This is a genomic window from Streptomyces sp. HUAS ZL42 (assembly GCF_040782645.1).
Lineage (GTDB): Bacteria > Actinomycetota > Actinomycetes > Streptomycetales > Streptomycetaceae > Streptomyces.
On the sequence record NZ_CP160403.1, the window covers coordinates 3,551,725 to 3,575,624 of the forward strand.

A 23,900-nucleotide genomic window follows, 5' to 3' on the forward strand; every position below is an offset into this window, starting at 1 on the left:
GTCATCAGAGTAGGGCTGGGACGGCCTCAGCGCTTCCTGCTGTACGTGCGTACGAGGACGCCGTTCTTGAACGTGCGTACGGCGTCCAGTTCGAAGTCGGTGACGGCGAAGCCGGTGCCGAACATCGGCATGCCGGAGCCGTACACCTGCGGGTAGGTCTTGATGACGAGTTCGTCGATCTCGTCGAGCAGTTCGCCGGCGAGCTGCGAGCCGCCGCAGAGCCAGATGCCGAGGTCGCCGTCCTCGGCCTTCAGCGCGCGGATCCGGGCGACGAGATCGCCGTCGATCACCTCCACGTTCGGGTCGGGCGAGGTACCGAGGCTGCGCGAGGCGACGTACTCGCGCAGATGGCCGTACGGACTGGTGATGCCGGCGTCGAGGGCGAGCTGGTAGCTGCCGCGGCCCTGGATCACGGTGTCGAAGTTGAGGTTGGCGGCTTCCTTGATGCCGAGCGGCTCGCGCCCCTGCGCCGCGACGGTCTCGGGGTACGTCGAGGTGAGATACCCGAGGAACTCCTCGTCGAGGAACGCGAACATCGACGAGGCGTCGCCGCCCGGGTCCCCGATGAACCCGTCGATGGAGCAGGCGACGAAGTAGGTGAGCTTTCGCAAGCTGGTCTCTTTCCGTAGGCTGCGTGAACCACTCCAGTTGTAGTGCTTCACTTGTAGTGGTTGCAAGACGTTTTGGGCCATGGGCCCAAGTGGGAGAAGGGATTCCGTATGGCCGGCAATCCGGAGCGCCGGGCCGTGCTCGTCGACGCCGGGGTGGAGGTGCTCGCCCGCGAGGGGGCGCGCGGGCTGACGTTCCGCGCGGTGGACGCGGCGGCCGGGGTGCCGACCGGCACCGCCTCGAACTACTTCACCGGCCGCGACGACCTGCTCCGCCAGATCGACACGCGGCTGCACACCCGGCTCGCCCCCGACCCCGAGGTGCTCGGCGCGCTGATGCGGGCGCCCCACGACCGGCCGCTGGTCGCCGCGCTCATGCGCGACCTGATGGCCCGGGTGGTCGGGGACCGCACCGGCTATCTGGCCCTGCTGGAGATGCGTCTGGAGGCCACCCGGCGGCCCGGACTGCGCGATTCGTTCACGAAGTCCGTGCGTGGGGACCTCGAGTACGGCATGGAGTTCCACCGGGACGCCGGGCTGCCCGGCGGCGACGAGACCGTCGCCGTGCTCTATCTCGCGATGCTCGGCCTCATCCTGGAGCACCTGACTCTGCCCGGAGTGCTGGACGGCGTCCTGCCCGGGGTGGACGTCCCGGAGGGGCTGGTGGAGCGGATCGTGGCGACGGTGGTGCCGGAGGTGTAGCCGCGGTCGTGACCGTGGACGGGGTCCGGGCATCAGCTCTTCGGCTCGCGCCACATCGGCCACATCCGCGGGCCGCCCTCCGGCAGGTCCGGGGCGCGGCCGGTGCAGACGAAGCCGAGTCGCTCGTAGAGCCTGCGGCTGCGGGCGTTGCTCGCCTCCAGGTAGACGGGCAGTCCCTCGCGGTCGCAGCGGTCGAGGACCGGCCGGATGAGCGCGGTGCCCAGGCCGCGGCCCTGGTGCTCGGGCACGACTCCGATCATCCACAGGTAGTCGTGGGCGCGGTCGGAAGGATGGAGGGCGGCCGCCAACCGTCCGATCTGCTCGATGCGTTCGTTCGCGGGGTCGACCGCGTCGCGCAGTCGGGCGGGGCCCTCGTCGTCGGCGTGCTCACCGGCCGGCACGGACAGCCACAGCGCGCAGCCCGTGCCGTCCTCGGTGACGTCGACGCGTCCCTCGGCGAGCACGATGTCGGTGAACGCGGCCATGAGCCTGGAGTGGGTCGTGCGGCGGTACTCGTCACCGGGGAAGACCCAGGCGCTCACCGGATCGTCCTGGAAGGCCGCGTCCAGTACCCGGACGACCAGCTCGCGGTCGCCCGCGTCCGCCGCCTTGACCGCCACGCCCATGTCCCGCCCCTTCGCTTTCAACAGGCCCTGTCAACACGGGTGTTGCCGAGCCTATCCGCTGCGGGCGAGGTGGCGGGCCCCGCACGCCGTGGGGATGTGCGGGACCCGCCGGACCGGAGCCCCCGGGTGACCGTGCGGGGTCAGGAGCCGCACGGTCCCGGGGCTCCGGGGTCTGCAACCGGGCAGGTCACCGCCAGCGGCCGATCTCGACGTTCTCCAGGACGCCGAGCGCGTCAGGCACCAGAACCGCGGCCGAGTAGTAGGCCGTCACCAGGTACTTGACGATCGCCTGTTCGTTGATGCCCATGAACCGCACGGACAGACTCGGCTCGATCTCGTCGGGAAGGCCGGTCTGCCTCAGACCGATCACACCCTGGTCCTCCTCACCGAGACGCATCGCGATGATCGAGCTGGTCCGGGCCTCGGTGACCGGGATCTTGTTGCAGGGGAAGATCGGCACGCCGCGCCAGGTGGGGATGCGGTTGCCGCCCATGTCGACGGTCTCCGGCACGAGTCCCCGCCGGTTCAGCTCCCGCCCGAACGCGGAGATCGCGCGCGGGTGGGCGAGGAACAGCTTGGTGCCACGGCGTCTGCCGAGCAGCTCGTCCAGGTCGTCGGGGCCGGGGACTCCGTCGTGCGGCTGGATCCGCTGGTCGTACTCGCAGTTGTGGAGCAGCCCGAACTCCCGGTTGTTGATGAGCTCGTGCTCCTGGCGCTCCTTCAGCGCCTCGACCGTCAGCCGCAGCTGTTGCTCGGTCTGGTTCATGGGCTGGTTGTAGAGGTCGGCGACGCGGGTGTGGATGCGCAGCACGGTCTGGGCGATGCTCAGTTCGTACTCGCGGGGCCTGGCCTCGTAGTCGACGTAGGTGTGCGGGATGTCCGGCTCGCCGGAGTGGCCGGCGGCGAGGTCGACCGCCTTCTCGCCGTAATTGTTGGTGCGCTGCCGGGGAATCGACCGCTGCTGCAGCAGGTGCGCGCGCAGGGTGTCGGCGCGCTCGGCGACCTGCTCGACGTCCTGGCGGGAGAGGATCAGTACCGTGCAGGCGGTGTCCGCGCGGGCGGTGTACTCCCAGATGGCGTCGGAGTCGAGCAGGGCCGCGTCGCCGAAGTACGAGCCGTCTGCGAGCACGCCGAGCACGGCGTCGCCCCCGTACGGACCCGTGCCGATCTTCTCCACCCTGCCGTGCGCCAGCAGATACACCTCGCCGGTCCGACCGCCGAAGGAGGCGATCACCTCGCCCGGGCCGAACTCCCGCTGCCGGCAGCGGCGGGCGAGCTCCGCCAGCACCTCCTCGTCCTCGTACGACCGCAGGGCCGGAAGTTCGCCCAGCTCCGCGGGGATGACCTCCACGCGGTCGCCCGTCTTCACGAAGGTGACGCGGCCGTCGCCGACCGCGTAGGTCAGCCGCCGGTTCACCCGGTACGTGCCGCCCTGCACATCGACCCAGGGCAGCATCCTCAGGAGCCAGCGGGAGCTGATCTCCTGCATCTGGGGTGCGGACTTGGTGGTGGTGGCCAGGTTCCGCGCTGCCGCTGTGCCGAGGCTCTGCTGCGGCTTGTCCGGATCCGTGCGGGCCTCTTCGCCTACCGACATAAGGAACTGCCCTCCCGGTCATGCTCCCGCCCTGCTCTCACGGACAAGCTTTCCATCACGGAGCGTGTCCGTACCATTACCCGAAAGAGCGGGAATGGATCACCACGGCCCGGGGCAGGAAGGCGATTTCCAGGACCGTGGGACAGGTACCCGGCACTGCGCCTGACGCGGCGTGGGCCCGCGGTCGGGCGGCAGGGCTGAGCGCGCCCCGCGCCACCACGCACCCGCAGTCGCCCGCGCGCCGGAGTGGGGTGTGGTGGTGCGGCGCAGCCCGTCGCTTAGCTGGTCCCCACGCCGTCCACCGTGGCAGCGGGCAGAGGGGCGCAACCCGCGACGGGCTCGCCGCACCACCACACCCCCGACCCACCCACCAGACCCACGGCGCAAACGGCACCACCGCCGGAGGGACACTGGTCCCGTGACCAGCCCCGACGTGCCCGACGCCCTCGCCGCCCTGCAGCCCCGGCTCCCCTCCCCGCTGCAGGAAGTCGACGACGTCCGCTTCGCCCGCCACGGACTCCTGCTGCTCCTCAAGCGCGACGACCTCATCCACCCCGAGCTGATCGGCAACAAGTGGCGCAAGCTCGCGCCCAACCTCGAAGCGGCGGCAGGGCGCACCGTCCTCACCTTCGGTGGTGCCTACTCCAACCACCTCCGCGCCACCGCCGCCGCCGGCCGACTGCTCGGCCTGCGGACCGTGGGCGTGGTCCGCGGGCAGGAGCTCGCCGACCGTCCGCTCAACCCGTCCCTCGCCCGCTGCGCGGCGGACGGCATGCGCCTGCACTTCGTCGACAGGGCGACGTACCGCCGCAAACACGAGCCCGAAACCCTGACGTCCCTCCTGCGCGCGACCGGAGCCGAGGACGCCCACGTCGTCCCCGAGGGCGGCAGCAACGCCCTGGCAGTCCGCGGCTGCCGCCCCCTCGGCGAGGAGCTGGACGGCCACGCCGACATCGTCGCCCTCGCATGCGGCACCGGCGGCACGCTCGCCGGCCTGGCCGCCGGCCTCGCCCCCGGTCGGCGCGCCCTCGGCATACCCGTCCTCAAGGGCGGGTTCCTCGAGGCCGAGATACGCGCCCTGCAGCATCAGGCCTTCGGCGGCCCGCGCGGCACCTGGCGCCTCGACGACCGCTTCCACTGCGGGGGATACGCCCGCACCACCCCCGCCCTCGACGCCTTCGCCGACGACTTCGAACAGCGGCACGGCCTGCCCGTCGAACGTCTCTATGTCGCCAAGTTGCTCTACGGACTTGTCGCTCTCGCGGAGGAAGGGGCCTTCCCCCACGGGACTACCATCGCCGCAGTCGTCACCGGACAGCCAATGCGTACGGCGACTACGTAGTCTCACCGACGCCCGGCCCCACGCCTCCGGCTACAACGTGGACATGACGACACTGGACACGGAGGCGCGAAGGCGGTGTGCGCCGGGTTCCTGCCAGGTCGGTACTCCACGGCACGGATCATGGCCCTCGTGATCGTACGGACCCTCCGCTCGAAGGAGAGCTCCTCGTGGTTCACCCGCTGAGTCACAGCCTGGGCGCCCGCCCCGCCATCAGCGCCGCCAGGGCCGCCCGCGACGAGACTCCCGTCTTGCGGTAGATCCGCGAGACATGGGTCTCGACGGTGCGGCGGCTCAGGCACAGGCGGTCGGCGATCGCCGGACTGGTGAGGCCCTCGGCGACGAGGTCGGCGATCTCCCGTTCCCGTGCGGTGAGTTCGGCGAGCCGCCGCTCGGGGCCGTCGGGAGCCTCGGTCACCGCCGGACGGACCAGCTCGGCCAGCTCGGTGAGCATCCGGCAGCCCCCGGCGGCGGCGAGCCGCTGCCCCCGGTGCCAGGCTGCCTGCCCGCGCCGCGGCCCGTCCGGGTCCGCCGCGAGCAGCGGCGCGCCCAGGAGCAGGGAGTACGCCTCCCAGAAGGCCGCCCCGGGGAGGGCGCTCTCCTCGGCCGCCGCCACGAACAGGTCGGCCGCCGCCCTGCCGTCACCCTGGCCGAGGTGCAGGTGCGCCATACTGCGCATGGCCGACGCACGCTGCACCGGAAGATCGAGCGACTCGGCCTCCGTACGGGCCCGGTCGGCCCACTCCCGGGCCGCGTCCAGATCGCCGGTGGTGATGGCCGCGGTCACCAGGATCTCCAGGAACAGCGGGCGCATCGACGGCTGCAACCCGCGCAGGTCGGGACCGCCCGCGTGCAGGACCGCCTCCCGCGCCCGGGCCGGATCGCCGGCGGTGAGGGCCGCGTACCCGAGCGTGCACCAGGCTATGGACGCCCACCAGTTGACACCCACGCCCGCCGCGGCCACCGCCTGCTCGGCCAGGGCCAGGGGCCGCGGGTCGCCGGGCGGGCAGGCGTCGACCAGGGCGTGGGCCTTGGTCGCCAGCACGAAGGCGAGCAGTTCGTCGCTGCCGATGCCGCGCGCGATGTCCTCGGCCTCGTCGGCCAGTTCCACCGCCGATGCCAGCCGGCAGGTCTGGATGCGCACGTGCGCCTTGGACAGCAGCAGGTGGGGCAGGAGGTAGAGCTGTCCGGTGCGGCGGGCTATGGCCAGACCCCGGTCGGCGTGCCGTTCCGCGTCGGCATAGCGATCCAGGAACGCCTCCGCCCAGCCCAGCCGGGCCAGCGGCTCGCACAGGCCGGTGAGGTCGTCGTCGGGCAGCGAGTCCACGAGGGCCGCAGCCCGGCGGGCGAGGTCGTCGGCCTCGGCGGTCTGCCCCTCGTACGCCTCCCCCAGCGCGGCGACGGTCAGCGCGCCCGCGACGGCCGCCTCGTCCCCGAGGGACCGGGCCACCTCCAGGGTTCGCGCCATGTCGGAGCGCACGGCCGGGTACGACGTGTCGTGCGGGGCCGAGAAGCCCAGCTCGAGGCCGAGCGCCACCTGGTCGGCGGGCGACGGGGCGGGGTCGGTGCGGTGCAGCTCGCGGCGGAGCAGGGCCACTGCCTCCGTATAGCGGCCCAGGTGCCGTTCCATGACGGCGCACAGCACGACGGCGGAGGCCCGCGAGCCCTTCCCGTCGCCCGGGTCGGGCAGGGCGATCACCTGGTGCAGCAGGTCGCGGCTCTCGCGGAGTTGTCCGCAGGCGCCCAGAGCCCGGGCCCGCAGCAACATCAACTCGCGTCGCACGACAGAGTGTTCCGGCGTGTGCGGAAGGTGCCGCAGCACCACGTCCAGCCAGTGCGCGCAGCTCGCGGGCGCCGTGTGGACGGCCTGCTCGGCGGCCTCGGTCAGCACGGCCGCCGCCTCGGGGTCCCAGCCGGACAGCGACCTCTCGGCGTGGTGCGCCCGCTCGGCGGGCGGGGCACCGGCCCGTGCCAGCTCGGCGGCGGCCAGCCGGTGGATCTCCGTGCGCAGCCAGGGGTCGGTGCCGTCGTGGACGAGGCTGCGCAGCACGGGATGCCGCAGCACCAGCCGTCCGTGCGGGGCGGTCCGCAGCAGGTCGCGCCGGGTCAGTTCGGCGAGATCGCCGGCCAGCTGCGCCGGTTCCCGGCCGGTCACCGGGCCGAGCAGGGCGGGCGTGGCGTGGTCGCCGAGCGCGGCCACCACTTCGACGAGCCGACGCTGCGCGGGCGTCAGCGGGGTGAGCTCGCCGAGCAGCAGCGCGCCGAGCCCGGTTGCGGACAGCCTGGTGACCGGCGCCCCCTCGCGGCGCGCCTGGAGCAGGGTCAGGAGGTAGAGCGGGTTTCCCTCGCCGGCCGCGGAGAGCCGTACGGCCTCGTCGCGGGCCAGGTCGGGGGTGAGCAGCTCGACGCACTCCCGCTCGCCGAGCGGCCCGAGGACCGTCCGCCGCACCGCCCCGGTGTCCAGGCCGCGCGTGAGGATCGCGGCGAGCGGGGCGGGGCTCTGGCGGTCGCGGCGGGCGACGACCAGCAGGACGCGCGCCCGCACGGGGTGCCGTACGAGATGGTCGAGGAGCTCCAGGGACGCGGCGTCCGCCCAGTGCATGTCGTCCAGGACCACCACCAGCGGGGAGGCGGCGGCGTGGGCGAGCAGGGCGGCCGTGACCCGGTGCAGGGCGAAGCGGTCCGTGCGGTGCGGGGTGCCGCTGAGCACGGGGTCGGCCTCGGCGGCGGCCGGGAAGGACTTCAGCACCTCGGGGTCGAGATCGGTGAACGCGTCCGTGAACGGCTGGAAGGGGATGTGCCGTTCGTACTCCGTCGCCCGGCCGCGCAGCACCGACGCCCCTCGCCGCCGCGCACGCAGGCACAGCTCCTGGACCAGCCGGCTCTTGCCGATGCCCGCCTCGCCGCAGACGTCCAGCACGGCCGGGCGGCCGTCCGCGTCCCCCACCAGCTCCGCCAGCAGCCGGTCGATCCGCCCGAGCTGCGCGGCTCTGCCGACCAGCGGCGTCCGTTCCGTCTCCATGTCTCGTGTCCCCCGATGAAGCTGGTGCTTCTGTGCATCCTGTCGTAAGCCGCTGACAACGCCGCTATGCCGTCTCCCGGTACGCCGCCGCCTCCTCCAGGTCCAGCCTGCGCAGCAGTGTCCGCAGCATCTCGTCGTCGATGTAGCGGCCGTCGCGCAGCTTGACGAACACCTCGCGTTCCGCGCTGATCATCTCCCGCGACAGCCGCCGGTAGGTGTCGTCGACGGTCTCGCCGGTGACCGCGTTGACCTGGCCGAGGCGCTCCCAGACGGCGTTGCGTCGGCGCTCCAGGACCGAACGCAGCCGGTCGGCGAGCGGCAGCGGCAGGGCGTTGCGCTCGTCGGAGAGGAGTGCCGCGAGCCGCTCCTCGGCGACCCGGGAGGCCTGCGCCTGGGCGTTGGCCTCGGCGAGCGTCTCGGCCTGCGTGTCGCGCGGGGGGAACTTCAGCAGGCGGATCAGCGGGGGCAGGGTCAGGCCCTGGACGACCAGCGTGCCGATGACTGTGGTGAAGGTCAGGAAGAGGATCAGGTTGCGCTGCGGGAAGGGGGTGTCGCCGTGCTGCACCGTGAGCGGGATCGAGAAGGCGATGGCGAGCGAGACTACCCCGCGCATGCCGGCCCAGGAGATCACGACCGGCCCCCGCCAGGTGGGGTTCTGCTCCCGCTCCCGGATCCGCGCCGACACCATCCGGATCAGGAAGGTCACCGGATACACCCACAGGAACCGCGCCGCGACGACCACCAGGAAGAGGGCGGACGCGTACCAGGCGGCGTCGAGGCCCTCGTACTCCCCGAGGCCCCTGAGGACGACGGGCAGTTGCAGTCCGATCAGCGCGAACACCGCCGACTCGAGGATGAACGCGACCATCTTCCAGACGGCCTCCTCCTGGAGGCGGGTGGCGAAGTCGACCTCCCAGGCGCGGTGGCCGAGATAGAGCGCGACGACGACCACGGCGAGGACGCCGGAGGCGTGGAACTGCTCGGCGGCCGCGTACGCGACGAACGGGATCAGCAGGGAGAGCGTGTTCTGGAGGAGGGGCTCCTTCACGTGGGTGCGCAGCCAGTGGATCGGCGCCATCAGCACCAGGCCGACCGCGACGCCGCCGACCGCCGCGAGCAGGAACTCGCGGATGCCGCCGGCCCAGGACGCGCCCTCGCCGACCGCTGCGGCGAGGGCCACCTTGTAGGCGGTGATCGCGGTGGCGTCGTTGAGCAGGGACTCGCCCTGGAGGATCGTGGTGATCCGCGACGGCAGCCCGACCCGGCGTGCCACCGCCGTGGCCGCTACCGCGTCGGGCGGCGCCACGACGGCGCCCAGCACCAGCGCCGCGGTCAACGGCAGCCCCGGCACGAGCAGATAAGCGGCCCAGCCGACGGCGAAGGTCGCGAACAGTACGTAACCGACCGACAACAGGCCGACCGGCCGCATCTGGGCACGCAGGTCGAGGTAGGAGCTGTCGGTCGCCGACGTGTACAGCAACGGGGGCAGGAGCAGGGGCAGGACGACGTCGGGGTCGAGGGTGTAGTCCGGCACTCCCGGTATGTACGAGACCGCGAGGCCGACCGCTACGAGCAGCAGCGGTGCCGGTACGGGTGTGCGCCGGGCCGCCGCGGCGATCGCGGTGCTGCCCGCCACCAGCAACAGCAGTGGCATCACGTCCATGTCCTCGCCCGCCCTCGTTTTTCCGCGCGGTTCCCCGCACGCCCGTCGTAATCTGGCAATCATGAAACAGTGCACGCATGCCGACGTGCTGCCGCACCCGGAACCCGAGCCCCTGAGCGAGACGTGCCCGGAGTGTCTGGCGAGCGGCAGCCACCCGGTACAGCTGCGGAAGTGTCTGGTCTGCGGCTACGTCGGCTGCTGCGACACCTCGCCCGGGCGGCACGCCACGGAGCACTTCAAGGACTCCGACCACCCGGTGATGAGAACGTACGAGCCCGGCGAGACCTGGCGTTGGTGCTTTGTTGACCATGTGCTCGTGTGACTGGAGGAAGGAGACGGTTCGACGGTCTGACGCCTGGGTACGTCAATCCGGCGCGCGCTCTTCCCATTTGGGACCGCGGGACCCCTAGCCACTGTGCGTATTCATGTGTTTACTATGAGTGACAGCAAGGGGTCGGGGTCCCGGGGACAGGAAAGTTGAGAGCGCGGTAGCGTCACCGCTGAACACACATCGCGTTATCCCGGGGGGCGACCCTCGGCCCCGAAAAGCTTGTACCACCATGGAGGTGAGGGTGTCCCAGATCGCAGGCGAGCCCGCGACCCAGGACTTCGTGGAAGTCCGGCTGCCGGCCGCGGGTGCCTACCTGTCGGTGCTGCGGACGGCCACGGCCGGCCTCGCAGCCCGTTTGGACTTCACCCTCGACGAGATCGAGGACCTGCGCATCGCGGTGGACGAGGCGTGCGCGATCCTGCTCCAGCAGGCCGTGCCCGGCTCGGTTCTCAGTTGCGTCTTCCGACTCGTCGACGACTCGCTCGAGGTCACCGTCTCGGCCCCGACCACGGACGGTCACGCCCCCTCGCGGGACACCTTCGCCTGGACCGTCCTGTCCGCCCTCGCGGGCAAGGTCTCCTCCGCCGTGGACGAGGACAAAACCGTTTCGATCAGCCTCTACAAACAGCGCGGCGCGGGACCCGGGCCGGCGTGAGGAACGGGGACGGGCCGGTGCGGGACGAAGAGCGCGGCACACGGGAGCTGCCGACGGAGGGCACAGCCACTCCGGACGATTCCCGACGCATGGGGGACGGCATCGACGGCATCCCTGAGCAGGCCCGGCCGCACCCGGAGGACGACGCCGTGGAGGACGACACCCCGGAGGCGGGCTTCCTGGACGACGGGGGGCAGCGGGATCGGGAAGGTGCCGTGCAGAGCGCGCCTCGGGAGCGGCGGATGGGGGGCTCCCCTGTCCGGGCAGAGGCGAGGGCTCGGGGAAGGGCAACGGGCGGGACGATGAGCGAGCACGAGCGAGACGACGAACCGAGCGCGCGGGGCGTGCAGGCAACGCAGCACGAGCCTCAGGACCGCAGTGGGGCGCGGGCGATGTTCGTCGAGCTGCGCAAGCTGCAGGACGGCAGCCCCGAGTACGCGGAGATGCGCAACCAGCTCGTCCGCATGCATCTGCCGCTCGTCGAGCACCTCGCGCGCCGCTTCCGCAACCGCGGCGAGCCGCTGGACGATCTCACCCAGGTCGCCACCATCGGCCTGATCAAGTCGGTCGACCGCTTCGACCCGGACCGCGGCGTCGAGTTCTCGACGTACGCGACCCCGACGGTCGTCGGCGAGATCAAGCGGCACTTCCGCGACAAGGGCTGGGCGGTGCGGGTGCCGCGGCGCCTGCAGGAGCTGCGTCTCGCGCTGACCACGGCGACCGCGGAGCTCTCGCAGCAGCACGGCCGCTCGCCGACGGTCCACGAGCTCGCCGAGAAACTGGCGATCTCGGAGGAGGAGGTTCTGGAGGGTCTGGAGTCCGCCAACGCGTACTCCACACTGTCCCTGGACGTCCCCGACACGGACGACGAGTCCCCGGCCGTGGCGGACACGCTGGGCGCGGAGGACGAGGCACTGGAGGGCGTCGAGTACCGGGAGTCGCTGAAGCCGCTGCTCGAGGATCTTCCGCCCCGCGAGAAGCGGATCCTTCTCCTTCGCTTCTTCGGCAACATGACGCAGTCGCAGATCGCGCAGGAGGTCGGGATCTCGCAGATGCACGTGTCGCGGCTGCTCGCGCGGACGCTGGCACAGCTGCGGGAGAAGCTGCTGGTTGAGGAGTGAACCCCGCGCGGGTTACTTCTGGACGTTCCCGGGTCCGCGGATCCCGAGGGCCCGGGTCGTCTCGCCGTTGACGAGCAGGACGAGGGCGGTGACGGCCACCACCGCGAGGGCGATCCCCGCCGGGATCGCGACGCTGTCGGCCTGCAGCAGGTTGTAGGCCACCGGCAACGCCATGATCTGCGTGATCACGGCCGGGCCACGGCTCCAGCTGCGCCGGGCGAGCAGCCCGCGCGCGGCGAGCAGCGGCAGCAACGCGAGCACGATCAGCGTGATCCCACCGGTGACGGCCTGCTGCCGGTCGTCCGGATCACCCGTCACACCGAGTACGAGCATCCACACCCCACCGACCACCAACGCGACCCCCTCCAGCGCGGCAAGCACGGCGGCAAAGGTCAGCCGCCGCGGACGCGGACCGGCGGTTTCGGGGGCGACGGAGGTCTGCTCACTGCTCACCCCTGAAGCGTAGCCCGCGACAACGAAACCCCGACGCCGAGGCAGACAGGCCGTTTCAAGCGCATGTCCGCGCGGCCGAACTCCATGGCCTACGTGCGCCGGGGTGGACGCCCACGCCGCACTCCCCCTCCGGGCCGGCACCCGCGCCGCCGGCCTTCCCCGCCCACGTGGCCCCGGGGTGGGACAGCCCGCAGCGCCCACTCCCTCGTGCCCCAGGCGCGCGCCCACGCCTACGCACCGGGTTGTGCGCCCCGTGGTGAGGTTCACGTGGGCATCCCTTACCTGATCCCTACCTCGGCCTGTGCCCAGTACCCCCCAGTAGGTACGCTGCAATCCATGCGTGCACTTCTCGTGGTCAACCCGGCGGCAACCACCACAAGCGCACGTACGCGCGACGTCCTGATCCACGCACTGGCGAGCGAGATGAAGCTCGAGGCGGTCACCACCGAGTACCGCGGTCACGCACGTGACCTGGGCCGGCAGGCGGCGGAGAGCGCGGACGTCGATCTGGTCGTGGCCCTCGGCGGCGACGGCACGATCAACGAGGTCGTCAACGGACTGTTGCACGACGGCCCCGACCCGGAGAACCTCCCCGGCCTCGCCGTGGTCCCCGGCGGCTCCACCAACGTCTTCGCCCGCGCCCTGGGCCTGCCCAACGACCCCGTGGAGGCCACCGGTGCCCTGCTGGACGCGCTGCGCGAGAGCAGCGAGCGTACGGTCGGGCTGGGACTGACCTCGGGCACGCCGGGCACCGAGGACGAGGCCGCACCATCCCGCTGGTTCACCTTCAACGCGGGGCTCGGCTTCGACGCGGGCGTGGTCGGCCGGGTGGAGCAGCAACGCGAGCGCGGCAGGAAGTCCACCCACGCCCTCTACGTCCGCCAGGCCGCGCGCCAGCTCATGGGCGAGCCGCACCGCAGGCACGGCACGATAACGCTGGAGCGGCCGGACGAGGACCCCGTGACCGATTTGGTGCTGTCCATAATCTGCAACACCGCTCCGTGGACTTATCTGGGCAATCGCCCGGTGTACGCGTCACCTAAGGCTTCGTTCGATACCGGTCTCGATGTGTTCGGTCTCAGCCGTCTGTCCACCGCCGCGGTTGCCCGTTATGGCACCCAGTTGCTCACTTCGTCCCCCGAGCGCGGCCCCCACGGCAAGCACGTCGTCTCCCTGCACGACCTGGACCGGTTCACCTTGCATTCGAAGGTCCCGCTCCCCCTCCAGATGGACGGCGACCACCTCGGGCTCCGTACGAGCGTGACGTTCACAGGCGTACGCCGTGCACTGCGTGTGATTGTGTGAGCAGAAGGGGCCAAAGTCCTTTCACTCGAACGTTTAGGCCAGGATCCACCCCATGGAAGTACGGCTGTGACCTAGTCGACACCGAGGAATCAAAAAAAACTTTCCGGAAGGGGTTGTATCCGCCGCCGAGGTTTGCGAGTCTCTACGTGGCGATCGGGACGGCCCGCAGGACCGGCCTCCACTGATCACCGGAACCCCTCTTCAAATCTTCAGGACCACGCCGGGGAAGACTCGGCGGTCGGCCCTTCCCTTGTTGAGGGATTCGTGAAAGCGTTCACATTCACAAGCAACCTGCACGTAATACCAAGAGAGGTAGCAGCCATGGACTGGCGTCACAACGCCGTTTGCCGCGAGGAAGACCCCGAGCTCTTCTTCCCCATCGGCAACACCGGTCCTGCGCTGCTGCAGATCGAGGAAGCCAAGGCCGTCTGCCGTCGCTGCCCCGTTATGGATCAGTGTCTGCAGTGGGCGCTCGAGTCCGGCCAGGACTCCGGCGTCTGGGGTGGCCTCAGCGAGGACGAGCGCCGCGCCATGAAGCGCCGCGCCGCCCGCAACCGGGCCCGTCAGGCCTCCGCCTGACACTCCCGCCCCGCAACAGCCTGAGCTTGGCGGCGCGTACAGCGAGTACGCATCTCCCGCCCCCGAGCCGCAGCGCGCAGTACCCCCGATGCGCTTACGTTTAGCGAACAAGCAGCAGCGAGCACTGGCCCTGGACCGCACGGTCCGGGGCTCTTTGCTGTCCGGCACAGGGCTCCGGGGCACGGCGGTCAGTGGATCGCGGCCGACGGCTCTCGCCCCTTACTTCTGTGCCCGCACCGGAACGTCCAGGATCACCTGGGTCCCCCGCTCCGGCGCCGGGACCATGTCGAACGTACCGCCCAACTCGCCCTCCACCAGGGTCCGTACGATCTGCAGGCCCAGGTTGCCCGAGGTGTGCGGGTCGAAGCCGGCGGGGAGGCCCACGCCGTCGTCCTGGACGGTGACCAGGAGGCGGGCCTCCTTGGTGGTGCCGCCGCGGACCGCGGAGACCTCGACCGTGCCGGTGTCGCCCTCGCGGAAGCCGTGCTCGAGGGCGTTCTGGAGAATCTCCGTCAGCACCATGGAGAGCGGGGTGGCCACCTCCGCGTCCAGGATGCCGAAGCGTCCGGTGCGGCGGCCGACGACCTTGCCCGGCGAGATCTCGGCGACCATCGCGAGGACCCGGTCGGCGATCTCGTCGAACTCCACGCGCTCGTCCAGGTTCTGCGAGAGCGTCTCGTGCACGATCGCGATCGAGCCCACGCGGCGCACGGCTTCCTCGAGGGCCTCACGGCCGCGCTCGGACTCGATGCGCCGGGCCTGGAGACGGAGCAGGGCGGCGACCGTCTGGAGGTTGTTCTTCACCCGGTGGTGGATCTCCCGGATGGTGGCGTCCTTGGTGATCAACTCGCGCTCGCGCCGGCGCAGTTCGGTGACGTCGCGGAGCAGCACCAGCGAACCGATACGCGTGCCCTTCGGCTTGAGCGGGATCGCACGGAACTGGATCACCCCGTCGTTGGCCTCGATCTCGAACTCGCGCGGCGCCCAGCCGCTGGCGACCTTGGCCAGCGCCTCGTCGACCGGGCCCCGGGTCGGGGCGAGGTCGGCCGTGGTCGTGCCCAGGTGGTGGCCGACGAGGTCGGCGGCGAGGCCGAGGCGGTGGTAGGCGGAGAGTGCGTTCGGGGAGGCGTACTGGACGATGCCGTCCGCGTCGAGCCTGACCAGGCCGTCACCGACGCGCGGGGCCGCGTCCATGTCCATCTGCTGGTTCGGGAAGGGGAAGGACCCGGCCGCGATCATCTGCGCCAGGTCGGACGCGCTCTGGAGGTACGTCAGTTCGAGCCGGCTCGGGGTGCGCACGGTGAGGAGGTTGGTGTTGCGGGCGATGACCCCGAGGACGCGGTGCTCCCGGCGTACGGGGATCGACTCGACCCGGACCGGGACCTCCTCGCGCCACTCCGGGTCGCCCTCGCGCACGATCCGGCCCTCGTCGAGCGCGGCGTCGAGCATGGGGCGGCGGCCGCGCGGGACGAGGTGGCCGACCATGTCGTCCTGATACGACGTCGGTCCGGTGTTGGGCCGCATCTGGGCGACCGACACGTACCGCGTGCCGTCGCGGGTGGGGACCCACAGGACGAGGTCGGCGAAGGAGAGGTCGGAGAGCAACTGCCACTCCGAGACCAGCAGGTGGAGCCACTCGAGGTCGGAGTCGTCGAGTGCGGTGTGCTGGCGTACGAGTTCGTTCATGGAGGGCACGTTGCGAGCGTACCTGGGGGTTTGTGCGGGCCCGAAATACGGCCGGGCGCCGGTACGGGGCCGGGAGAACGCCCCCGGAAAACACCCGCGGGCCGCGGCGCCTGGGAGGGACCCTCAACCCTCCCGGCACCGCAGCCCGGAGCAATATCGGCCACGGGGTGTGCGGTCCCGATCGGCCGAAGGATGAGGAGCCGGGGCAGTCAGGGCAGAGAGCTCCGGATCCTCGATCCGCCTTCCTGTGCGGGGAAGACGGAGGCTTCGCAATTACTTCTCCGCATTGTGGACTAGACCACTGTGCGTGTCCATGCGTTGGAGCCTGTTTGTTGTTGTCTTTTTCGTCGGCTGGTCGGACGCCCTGGCGTCCACCGTGCAGCCTAACGCGTGTGGGTTCCTGTGCGGGGCCAGACGGCCATGGCAATTTCCGCGACCCTCTCCAGTTCCTCACGACTCGCCCCGTCCCGTGCCTGCTGCGACATGCCCTGGAACACGGCCGCGGCATGGCGGGCGAGCGCGGATGCGTCGGTGTCAGGCGGAAGTGCGCCGGTGGCGACGTCCGCGCGGATGCGGCTCTCGATGGCCGAGAGGTGCGCCTCGCGCTGCCGGCGCAGGGCGTCCCCCACCTCGGGGGTCGTGCAGTTGGTGGCCGCGTGGATCATCAGGCAGCCGTACGGATGCCCGGGGTCGGTGAACTCCGCGGCGGCCTCGCGCAGCAGCCGCGAAACCGCGGCGCGGGCGGTCGGCTCCTCCTCCACGGCGCGCTCCTGGAACAGACCGTACGTCCCCGCGTAGACGCGCACGGCCTCCTCGAACAGCGACCGCTTGTCACCGAAGGCCGCGTACAGGCTGGGGGTCCCGATGCCCATGACCCGGGTGAGGTCGGAGACCGAGGTCGCCTCGTAGCCGTGCTCCCAGAAGGCCATGACCGCCTTCTCCAGCGCGGCTCCACGGTCGAAGGAACGGGGTCGGCCGCGGGGTTTGGATACGGTCCCGGCCTGCGCCTGGATCTGGGGGGTGTCCACCATGGGCGCATTTTATAGCGCACACTAGAGAAATGTCGGGGTTGTTGCACGGGAGACCTGGGAGGCTCGTCCCCGCTCTGCTAGATTGGTCTAAACCACATACCTTGCAGCCCTCTTCAGAACGGCAGGCCCAGCGTGGAAGTAGTCATCGTTCCGGACGCCGAGGCGGGCGGTGAGCTGATAGCCGAGGCCATGGCGCAGCTCCTGCGACGCAAGCCCGGCGCGCTGCTCGGGGTGGCCACCGGCTCGACCCCGCTGCCCATCTACCAGGCGCTGACGGCCAAGGTGCGCACGGGCGCGGTGGACACCTCCCGGGCGCGGATCGCCCAGCTCGACGAGTATGTGGGGCTGCCGGCGGAGCACCCCGAGTCGTACCGCTCCGTGCTGCGCCGCGAGGTGCTGGAACCGCTCGGGATCGGGATGGACGCGTTTCTGGGGCCCGACGGCACCGCCGAGGACGTGCAGGGGGCGTGCGAGGCGTACGACAGGGCGCTGGCCGAGGCAGGCGGTGTGGACCTGCAGCTGCTCGGCATCGGGACGGACGGGCACATCGGCTTCAACGAGCCGTGCTCCTCGCTGGCTTCGCGGACCCGGATCAAGACGCTGACCGAGCAGACCCGGGTCGACAACGCACGCTTCTTCGACGGTGACATCGAGCAGGTGCCTCACCACGTCATCACGCAGGGCATCGGCACCATCCTGGAGGCACGGCACCTGGTGCTGCTCGCCACCGGTGAGGGCAAGGCGGACGCGGTCGCCGCGACCGTCGAGGGGCCGGTGGCCGCGGTGTGCCCCGCCTCCGCGCTCCAGCTGCACCCGCACGCCACCGTCGTCGTCGACGAGGCAGCCGCGTCCAAGCTGAAGCTCGCGGACTACTTCCGGCACACATACGCCAACAAGCCGGAGTGGCAGGGGATCTGAACCACGGAAGACGCCGGTGCCGGCCACCTCGCGGGAGGTGGCCGGCACCGGCGTTCCAGGGGTCGTTCTCCAGGGCCGCCAGCCACGCGTTACGGCGTTCGTCCCGGGGACGGACCAGGATGCGCCGGGCGCCGGCCGCCTCAGCGAGGCGACCGACGACCCGCGTTCCGGGGATCATCCCCCCGCGATGACCTCCGCCGCCGCGCGGCCGCAGACGCGGGCCGCGCCATGGGTGGCGATGTGGAGGGCACCCCGTGGTGCGGCCTGGGGGACGCCCATCTCGACCACGATCGTGTCGGGGCGGGCCGCCAGCAGGGTGTCGAGGGCCGCCGCCATCCAGGAGTGGCGGTGTTCGTCCCGGACGACGGCCACGATCCGACGGTCGCCGGCCGCCGTCAGCGCCGCGCCTCCCGCGTCCTCGCCCGTGAAGCTGCCGGTCTCCGTGCCGGGCAGCCGAAGGGCCAGTTCCGCGGCCACGCCCCACGGGGTCTCGTCGCCCACGGCGAAGTTGACGACGGGGGTGAGGGCGGCGACGTAGGGCGCCTCGGTGAGCGGGGTGAAGTCCTGCGCGCCGGTGATCCGCAGCGCGCGGCGGGCGGCGACCAGGCCCACCTCGGGTCGTGGCACGGCGGCGCCCTTGGCGACGGAGACGGTCCACCGCGCCAGGGCCCGCACGCGTTCCGCCGCGTCCGCCAGGCGCTCCTCGGCCAGTTCGCCCGAGCGCACCGCCGCGACCAGGGCGTCGCGCAGACGTCGTACCGTCTCGTCGTCCGCGAGACCGCCGCCCACGCAGATCGCGTCGGCGCCGGCGGCGATGGCGAGGACGCTGCCGCGCTCGATGCCGTAGGTGCCGGCGATGGCCTGCATCTCCATGCCGTCGGTGACGATCAGACCGTCGTAGCCGAGTTCGCAGCGCAGCAGGTCCGTCAGGATGCGGCGGGACAGCGTTGCCGGGCGGTCGGCGTCCAGCGCGGGGACCAGGATGTGGGCGGTCATCACCGCGCGGCTTCCGGCGGCGATGGCCGCGCGGAACGGGGCGAGTTCGCGCTCCGCCAGCACCGCCGCGTCCACGTCGATGCGCGGCAGGGCGTGGTGGGAGTCGACGGCCGTGTCGCCGTGGCCCGGGAAGTGCTTGGTGCAGGCCGCGACACCCGCCGCCTGGAGGCCGGTGACGTAGGCGGCGGTGTGCCGCGCGGCCAGGCCGGTGTCGGCGCCGAAGGAGCGGACACCGATGACCGGATTCGCGGGGTTGGAGTTCACGTCCGCGGACGGGGCCCAGTTGAGGTTCACCCCGCAGGCGGCCAGCCGGCTGCCGAGCTCGAAGGCCACCTCCCGCGTCAGCTCCACGTCGTCCACCGCGCCGAGGGCGTGGTTGCCGGGGAAGCTGGAGCCCGTCCGCACCTCAAGGCGCGTGACGTCCCCGCCCTCCTCGTCGATCGCGACCAGGACGTCGTCGCGTTCGGCGCGCAACTGGGCGGTCAGGGCCTCCAGTTGCTCGGCGGAGGCGATGTTCCGGCCGAAGAGGCCCACGGAGGCAAGGCCCTCGCCCAAGCGGCGCAGCAGCCAGTCCGGGGCAGTGGTGCCCAGAAAGCCCGGCTGGAGGACGGTCAGGGCATCACGTGTCAGGGTGTCCGCAGCGGGTGCGAGTGTCGTCATGGGCGGAGTCATCCCTTTACTGCGCCGGAGGTCAGGCCCGAGGCCATGTTCTTCTGCACGAACATGAAGAAGACGACGACCGGGATGGCGATGAGCGTGGACGCTGCCATCAGCGCGCCGTAATCGGTGCCGCGGGACGTGGTGAAGTTCATCAGCCACACGTTCAGCGTGTACTTGTCGTTGTCCTGGAGGACGATGTAGGCCAGCAGGTACTCGTTCCAGGCGTTGATGAGCGAGAAGATCGAGGCGGCCGCGAGGCCCGGCGCGAGCAGCGGGAGCACCACGCGCCAGAAGGCGCCCATCCTGCTGCATCCGTCCACCATCGCGGACTCCTCCAGCTCCTTGGGGATGTTGACCACGAAGCCGCGGATCATCCAGGTGGCGAAGGGCAGCGTGGAGACCAGGTAGAGGACGATGACACCCCAGTACTGGTTGAGCCCGCCGAACTCGTTGAGCTGGATGTAGATGGGGATGAGCATTGCGGTCGGCGGCAGCAGCTGGACCGCCAGCAGCACGATCATGAAAGCCTTGCGGCCGAGGAACTGGAAGCGGCCGATCGCGAAGGCGGCGATCGTCGACAGGAGCATCCCGCCGAGCACGGCGCTGCCGCAGATGATCAGGCTCGACTCGAGCGCCGACCCGAAGTTCGGCATGTCGACGGCGCGTTGGAAGTTGTCGAGCGTGAAGGAGCTGGGCCACAGCGTCTGGTCGTAGCTGCGGATCTCGTTGTTCGGCCGCAGTGCGCTGATCACCAGCCAGTAGACCGGGAAGGCCATGAACACGAAGGCGAGCACACCGACGAGGTTGTGGACGTGCCGGCTCCCGCTCTTGCGATCGGGGCGGAACGCGGGATTCTTCCCCGAAGGGCGGACCGTCCCGCGGTCGGTTGCGGTGGCGCTCACTCGACCTCTCCGATCTTGAGGAGCTGACGCAGGTAGTAGACGGCCACGCCGGACAGCAGCAGGACCGTGATCAGGGAGATGGCGGCGCCCTGGCTGAAGGAGTTCGACTCGAACGCCTTCTCGTAGTAATAGGTGCCGAGCAGGTTGTACTCGGGTTCCGGCTTGTTCCCGCGGATCAGGAAGACCTGGCCGAAGACGTTGAAGTCCCAGATCACGGACAGCGTGGCGATCATCTGGAAGACCGGCTTGATGACCGGCCAGGTGACGTAGCGGAAGACGCCGGCGGTGCCGGCACCGTCCAGGGAGGCCGCCTCCTCCAGCTCCTTGGGGACCTGCGTGAGGGCCGCGTACAGGGTGATGACGACGAACGGGACGGCGCCCCACACGACGACGGCTCCGATGATCAGGAAGCCCTGCTTGGGGTCGAGCCACCAGTTGTGGCCGCGGAAATCGAGCCCGAGGTATTTCGTCAGCACCATGTTGAGGACGCCGTAGTCGGAGTCCGCGAACCAGCGGAAGATCGAGGTGGCCACGAGCAGGGGCATGGCCCAGGCGGCGACGAGGGCGCCGGTGAGGGCGAGGCGCAACCCTCTAGCCATGCGCTGCATCGAAAGGGCGAGGAACAGCCCGATGCCCATGGTGGCCACGACACAGACGGTCATGAAAAGGACGGTGCGCCAGACTACGTCCCAGAACTCCCCGTCACCGAAGATGTTGGTGAACTGGTCGAAGCCCACCCAGGGTGCCGCTTCCCCGGTCCACAACTCGCGCCTGCCCACGTCCTGGAAGGACATGATCACCGTCTTGATCAACGGCCAGACGAACACCGCGGCGAGCGCGACGATGGTCGGGGCGATCAGCAGATACGGCAGAAGCGGACCCGCGCTGCGCTTCCTGGCCACCCCGGCCGGCCCGCTCCCCGCGGGGCCGGGTGTTTTCGCCGGGGTTCCGGATTCCGGTTGCCCGGGCTGACGCGGGACGGGGACCGGAGGGTCGGCTGCTTTCATGTCGGCGGCACTCACTGTGCTGGCCTTCCGTTCGGACCGGTTAACCGGAGGGCGGGGCGGCGGTCTTCGCTTCGGGTCCGCCGCCCCCGGCGGGGCGATTCAGGAGGTCACTGAGTCGGGGCCGTCCGTCGACGGGCCGGTAGGGACGGCCCGTCGACGGATCGGTGACCTCGTCGAGGTCAGGAGGCCTCGTTGATCAGGCCGTCGATCTGCGCGTCGGCGGCCTTGGTGGCCTCCGCGACCGACTTGCCCTTGAGGATGTCGAGCAGCATCAGCTCGAGCGTTTCCTTCTTCTCGACCCCGGCCCAGCCCGGGGCGATGGGGGTGAACCAGGCGTCCGGCACGGCGTTGGCGATCGGCGCCGTCTCGGCCTTGCTCTTCAGCGGCTCCAACTGCTTGGTGTTGTTCGGCAGGATGTTCTTGGCCGCGAGCGCCGCCTCCGACTTCTCGTTGGTGAACAGCGAGATCCAGTACTCCGCCAGGTCCTGGTTCTTGGACTTGGAGACGGTGGCCAGGTCCGAGCCGCCGATGAACGACGGGAGCGCCTTGCCGTTCGGGCCGGGCATGCCGGCGGTGCCGATCTTGTCCTTCAGCTTCGGGTTGCCGTTCGCCGCCGGGTCGGTGACGCTTCCGGCCTCCCAGCCGTTGCCGTAGATCAGGGCCGCCTTCTCGTTCGCCATGACGTTGGCGTGGTCCTGCTCGTCCTTCGTCTGGTCACCGTGGTTGTACTTCTTGACGAGGTCGACGAAGTGCTGGATGCCCTGCTGGGCCTCCGGCGAGGAGAGCGTGGCCTTCCACTTCTTGGCGGACTCGTCGTACTCGGCGATCTTGCCGCCGTACGCGGCGACGTACGACATCGCGGCGTACCAGTAACGGCCCGGCAGGTAGAGGGGCGAGAAGGCCTTGTCCTTCGCGCCGTACTTCTTCTGCAGCTTGTCGAGCGCCGCGGTCAGGTCCGTCTCGGTCGTGGGGAGCGTGTCGCTGCCCGTCGCGCCCTTGAACATGTCCTTGTTGTAGATCGCCACACGCGCACCGGCGTAGTAGGGCACGCAGTAGAGCTTGCCCTCGTAGCTGCAGGTGTCCTTGAGGCCCGAGATCCAGGTGTCGGAGTTGTCGTACTTCTTCGGGTCGATCTCACCGAGAGCGCCGTTGAGGATGTAGGTCATCGTCTCGGTGTTGCCGAGTTCGACCACGTCGGGGAACGAGTCGCCGGAGAGTGCCGCGTCCAGCTTCTTGGTCTTGTCGCTCCACTGCTGGTACTGGACCTTGACGTTGACGCCCGGGTACTTCTTGTTGAACTCGGCGTTGGCCTGCTTGACCAGCTCCGGCCAGGTGCTCTGGGCGTCCGTCATGAGCCAGACGGTCAGATCGCCCTTGCGGTCCTTCGGATCCTTGGCCGACTCACCGTCGCCGCCCCCACACGCAGCGATGGAAACCATCATGCCCGCGATACCGATCGCGGCTATCAGCTTGCGCTTCACGCCACCCTCCTCAGGGATGCCACAAACCCCCCTGCCTCCCTGCGGCTGACCTGGGTCTGCGCTCGGGGCCGGGACCTGGACCAATGGTGTAGACCAGTGCGGAGAGCTTGGCCCAGACCAATACGGCTGTCAAGAGTGCCCGAGTCGGCTCTCACCAGCCGTTATGGGACCTACATATGCAGGAACCTTTAAGTAAGAAGGCCTCGAAAACCGGGGGCCGACGCGGCACACTTCGGTAGACCACTTCACCTTGGTGGACTAGACCAACAGCGACGGTGAAGGTATACAGAGGGGATCACGGAGCGTGCGGCCATCTCGCACACGAAGCCGTGCCACGATGTGAGCCGCGGCCGATGCGTATGTTCGGTCGCATCGGCATCCGGAGCCGGGAAGGCAGGCCATGAGTACCGACGTCAGCAGTGCGGAGAACGAGGCAGGGACGACCGTCCGTACCGCGCGCGTGCCCAAGTACTACCGCCTGAAGAAGCACCTGCTCGACATGACGGAGACCATGCCGCCCGGCACGCCGGTCCCGCCCGAGCGGACGCTGGCGGCCGAGTTCGACACCTCCCGCACCACCGTCCGCCAGGCACTTCAGGAGCTGGTCGTCGAGGGCCGTCTCGAGCGGATCCAGGGCAAGGGCACGTTCGTCGCCAAGCCGAAGGTCTCACAGGCGCTCCAACTCACCTCCTACACCGAGGACATGCGCGCCCAGGGCCTCGAACCGACCTCGCAGCTCCTGGACATCGGCTACATCACCGCCGACGACACGCTGGCCGGCCTCCTCGACATCGGCACGGGCGGCCGGGTGCTGCGCATCGAGCGGCTGCGCATGGCCAACGGTGAGCCGATGGCCATCGAGACGACCCATCTGTCGGCGAAGCGGTTCCCCGCTCTGCGCCGGTCGCTGGTGAAGTACACGTCCCTCTACACCGCCCTCGCCGAGGTGTACGACGTCCATCTCGCGGAGGCCGAGGAGACCATCGAGACCTCCCTGGCCACCCCGCGCGAGGCGGGCCTGCTCGGCACGGACGTGGGCCTGCCGATGCTGATGCTCTCCCGGCACTCACTGGACAAGGAGGGCAAGCCGGTGGAGTGGGTGCGGTCGGTCTACCGGGGGGACAGGTACAAGTTCGTGGCACGGCTGAAGCGGCCTGCGGAGTAAGCCGGGCCGAGTCCGGATCGGCTGGGGGTCCGGGGGTCAGCCCCCGGGACAATGCA

21 protein-coding genes are annotated in these 23,900 nt (G+C 70.4%); 9 read left to right on the forward strand and 12 right to left on the reverse strand.

What is annotated here, in order from left to right; all coding sequences use genetic code 11:
• Window positions 1-26: 26 nt before the first annotated feature.
• On the reverse strand, window positions 27-611 hold the full coding sequence (locus tag ABZO29_RS16125; RefSeq protein ID WP_367320882.1) for a dihydrofolate reductase family protein: 585 nt from the start codon (window positions 609-611) through the stop codon (window positions 27-29).
• Between the two features lie 108 nt (window positions 612-719).
• On the opposite strand from ABZO29_RS16125, the gene ABZO29_RS16130 reads away from it, so the two are divergent.
• Window positions 720-1,310, forward strand: a complete 591-nt coding sequence (locus tag ABZO29_RS16130; protein ID WP_367320883.1) for a TetR/AcrR family transcriptional regulator — start codon at window positions 720-722, stop codon at window positions 1,308-1,310.
• Between the two features lie 32 nt (window positions 1,311-1,342).
• On the opposite strand, the gene ABZO29_RS16135 is transcribed toward ABZO29_RS16130, so the two are convergent.
• The gene (locus ABZO29_RS16135; RefSeq protein WP_367320884.1) at window positions 1,343-1,936 is read right to left on the reverse strand and encodes a GNAT family N-acetyltransferase; all 594 of its coding nucleotides are present in this window, start codon (window positions 1,934-1,936) and stop codon (window positions 1,343-1,345) included.
• 187 nt (window positions 1,937-2,123) lie between these two features.
• Window positions 2,124-3,530: a family 2B encapsulin nanocompartment shell protein gene (locus ABZO29_RS16140; protein ID WP_367320885.1), complete on the reverse strand. Its 1,407-nt coding sequence runs from the start codon at window positions 3,528-3,530 to the stop codon at window positions 2,124-2,126.
• A 418-nt stretch (window positions 3,531-3,948) separates the two neighbouring features.
• Here ABZO29_RS16140 and ABZO29_RS16145 point away from each other — a divergent pair, with 418 nt between their 5' ends.
• The gene (locus tag ABZO29_RS16145; RefSeq protein ID WP_367320886.1) at window positions 3,949-4,872 is read left to right on the forward strand and encodes a 1-aminocyclopropane-1-carboxylate deaminase/D-cysteine desulfhydrase; all 924 of its coding nucleotides are present in this window, start codon (window positions 3,949-3,951) and stop codon (window positions 4,870-4,872) included.
• Window positions 4,873-5,056: 184 nt separating this feature from the next.
• Here ABZO29_RS16145 and ABZO29_RS16150 read toward each other — a convergent pair whose 3' ends face one another.
• Both ABZO29_RS16150 and ABZO29_RS16155 read right to left on the reverse strand, forming a co-directional pair.
• Window positions 5,057-7,891 carry an AAA family ATPase gene (locus ABZO29_RS16150; protein WP_367320887.1) on the reverse strand — a complete coding sequence of 945 codons (2,835 nt, stop codon included), beginning with the start codon at window positions 7,889-7,891 and terminating at the stop codon, window positions 5,057-5,059.
• A 64-nt stretch (window positions 7,892-7,955) separates the two neighbouring features.
• The gene (locus tag ABZO29_RS16155; RefSeq protein WP_367320888.1) at window positions 7,956-9,554 is read right to left on the reverse strand and encodes a Na+/H+ antiporter; all 1,599 of its coding nucleotides are present in this window, start codon (window positions 9,552-9,554) and stop codon (window positions 7,956-7,958) included.
• Between the two features lie 61 nt (window positions 9,555-9,615).
• On the opposite strand from ABZO29_RS16155, the gene ABZO29_RS16160 reads away from it, so the two are divergent.
• The 3 genes from ABZO29_RS16160 to ABZO29_RS16170 all read left to right on the forward strand — a co-directional run bounded on the left by ABZO29_RS16160 (window position 9,616) and on the right by ABZO29_RS16170 (window position 11,661).
• A complete protein-coding gene (locus ABZO29_RS16160; RefSeq protein ID WP_367320889.1) occupies window positions 9,616-9,876 on the forward strand; it encodes a UBP-type zinc finger domain-containing protein in 261 nt (86 codons plus the stop codon).
• Window positions 9,877-10,126: 250 nt separating this feature from the next.
• Window positions 10,127-10,540 carry an anti-sigma regulatory factor gene (locus ABZO29_RS16165; protein WP_004925829.1) on the forward strand — a complete coding sequence of 138 codons (414 nt, stop codon included), beginning with the start codon at window positions 10,127-10,129 and terminating at the stop codon, window positions 10,538-10,540.
• Window positions 10,541-10,557: 17 nt separating this feature from the next.
• Entirely contained in the window at window positions 10,558-11,661 is a 1,104-nt protein-coding gene (locus ABZO29_RS16170; RefSeq protein WP_367320890.1) for an RNA polymerase sigma factor SigF, read from the forward strand.
• Between the two features lie 12 nt (window positions 11,662-11,673).
• On the opposite strand, the gene ABZO29_RS16175 is transcribed toward ABZO29_RS16170, so the two are convergent.
• Complete coding sequence (locus tag ABZO29_RS16175) at window positions 11,674-12,114, reverse strand: hypothetical protein (protein ID WP_367320891.1); 441 nt, start codon at window positions 12,112-12,114, stop codon at window positions 11,674-11,676.
• Between the two features lie 336 nt (window positions 12,115-12,450).
• Here ABZO29_RS16175 and ABZO29_RS16180 point away from each other — a divergent pair, with 336 nt between their 5' ends.
• Both ABZO29_RS16180 and ABZO29_RS16185 read left to right on the forward strand, forming a co-directional pair.
• Entirely contained in the window at window positions 12,451-13,419 is a 969-nt protein-coding gene (locus ABZO29_RS16180) for a diacylglycerol kinase family protein (protein ID WP_367320892.1), read from the forward strand.
• Between the two features lie 321 nt (window positions 13,420-13,740).
• Window positions 13,741-13,998: a WhiB family transcriptional regulator gene (locus ABZO29_RS16185; RefSeq protein ID WP_006142322.1), complete on the forward strand. Its 258-nt coding sequence runs from the start codon at window positions 13,741-13,743 to the stop codon at window positions 13,996-13,998.
• Between the two features lie 219 nt (window positions 13,999-14,217).
• Here the strand turns inward: ABZO29_RS16185 and ABZO29_RS16190 are convergent, their stop codons facing one another.
• Together ABZO29_RS16190 and ABZO29_RS16195 are read right to left on the reverse strand one after the other, a co-directional pair.
• Window positions 14,218-15,693, reverse strand: a complete 1,476-nt coding sequence (locus tag ABZO29_RS16190; protein ID WP_367320893.1) for a sensor histidine kinase — start codon at window positions 15,691-15,693, stop codon at window positions 14,218-14,220.
• Window positions 15,694-16,067: 374 nt separating this feature from the next.
• Entirely contained in the window at window positions 16,068-16,715 is a 648-nt protein-coding gene (locus tag ABZO29_RS16195; protein ID WP_367320894.1) for a TetR/AcrR family transcriptional regulator, read from the reverse strand.
• A gap of 132 nt (window positions 16,716-16,847) precedes the next feature.
• On the opposite strand from ABZO29_RS16195, the gene nagB reads away from it, so the two are divergent.
• Window positions 16,848-17,633: a glucosamine-6-phosphate deaminase gene (gene nagB, locus ABZO29_RS16200; RefSeq protein WP_367320895.1), complete on the forward strand. Its 786-nt coding sequence runs from the start codon at window positions 16,848-16,850 to the stop codon at window positions 17,631-17,633.
• 174 nt (window positions 17,634-17,807) lie between these two features.
• On the opposite strand, the gene ABZO29_RS16205 is transcribed toward nagB, so the two are convergent.
• The 4 genes from ABZO29_RS16205 to ABZO29_RS16220 form a co-directional block, all read right to left on the reverse strand.
• Complete coding sequence (locus tag ABZO29_RS16205) at window positions 17,808-19,289, reverse strand: glycoside hydrolase family 3 protein (RefSeq protein ID WP_367320896.1); 1,482 nt, start codon at window positions 19,287-19,289, stop codon at window positions 17,808-17,810.
• 8 nt (window positions 19,290-19,297) lie between these two features.
• Window positions 19,298-20,191, reverse strand: coding sequence for a carbohydrate ABC transporter permease (locus tag ABZO29_RS16210; RefSeq protein WP_367320897.1), 894 nt, complete (start codon window positions 20,189-20,191; stop codon window positions 19,298-19,300).
• Entirely contained in the window at window positions 20,188-21,213 is a 1,026-nt protein-coding gene (locus ABZO29_RS16215) for a carbohydrate ABC transporter permease (protein WP_367320898.1), read from the reverse strand. Before ABZO29_RS16215 ends, ABZO29_RS16210 begins: the two co-directional genes overlap by 4 nt.
• Window positions 21,214-21,377: 164 nt before the next feature.
• The gene (locus ABZO29_RS16220; RefSeq protein ID WP_367320899.1) at window positions 21,378-22,679 is read right to left on the reverse strand and encodes a sugar ABC transporter substrate-binding protein; all 1,302 of its coding nucleotides are present in this window, start codon (window positions 22,677-22,679) and stop codon (window positions 21,378-21,380) included.
• Window positions 22,680-23,079: 400 nt separating this feature from the next.
• On the opposite strand from ABZO29_RS16220, the gene ABZO29_RS16225 reads away from it, so the two are divergent.
• Window positions 23,080-23,844 carry a GntR family transcriptional regulator gene (locus tag ABZO29_RS16225; RefSeq protein ID WP_367320900.1) on the forward strand — a complete coding sequence of 255 codons (765 nt, stop codon included), beginning with the start codon at window positions 23,080-23,082 and terminating at the stop codon, window positions 23,842-23,844.
• The last annotated feature ends 56 nt before the right edge of the window (window positions 23,845-23,900 follow it).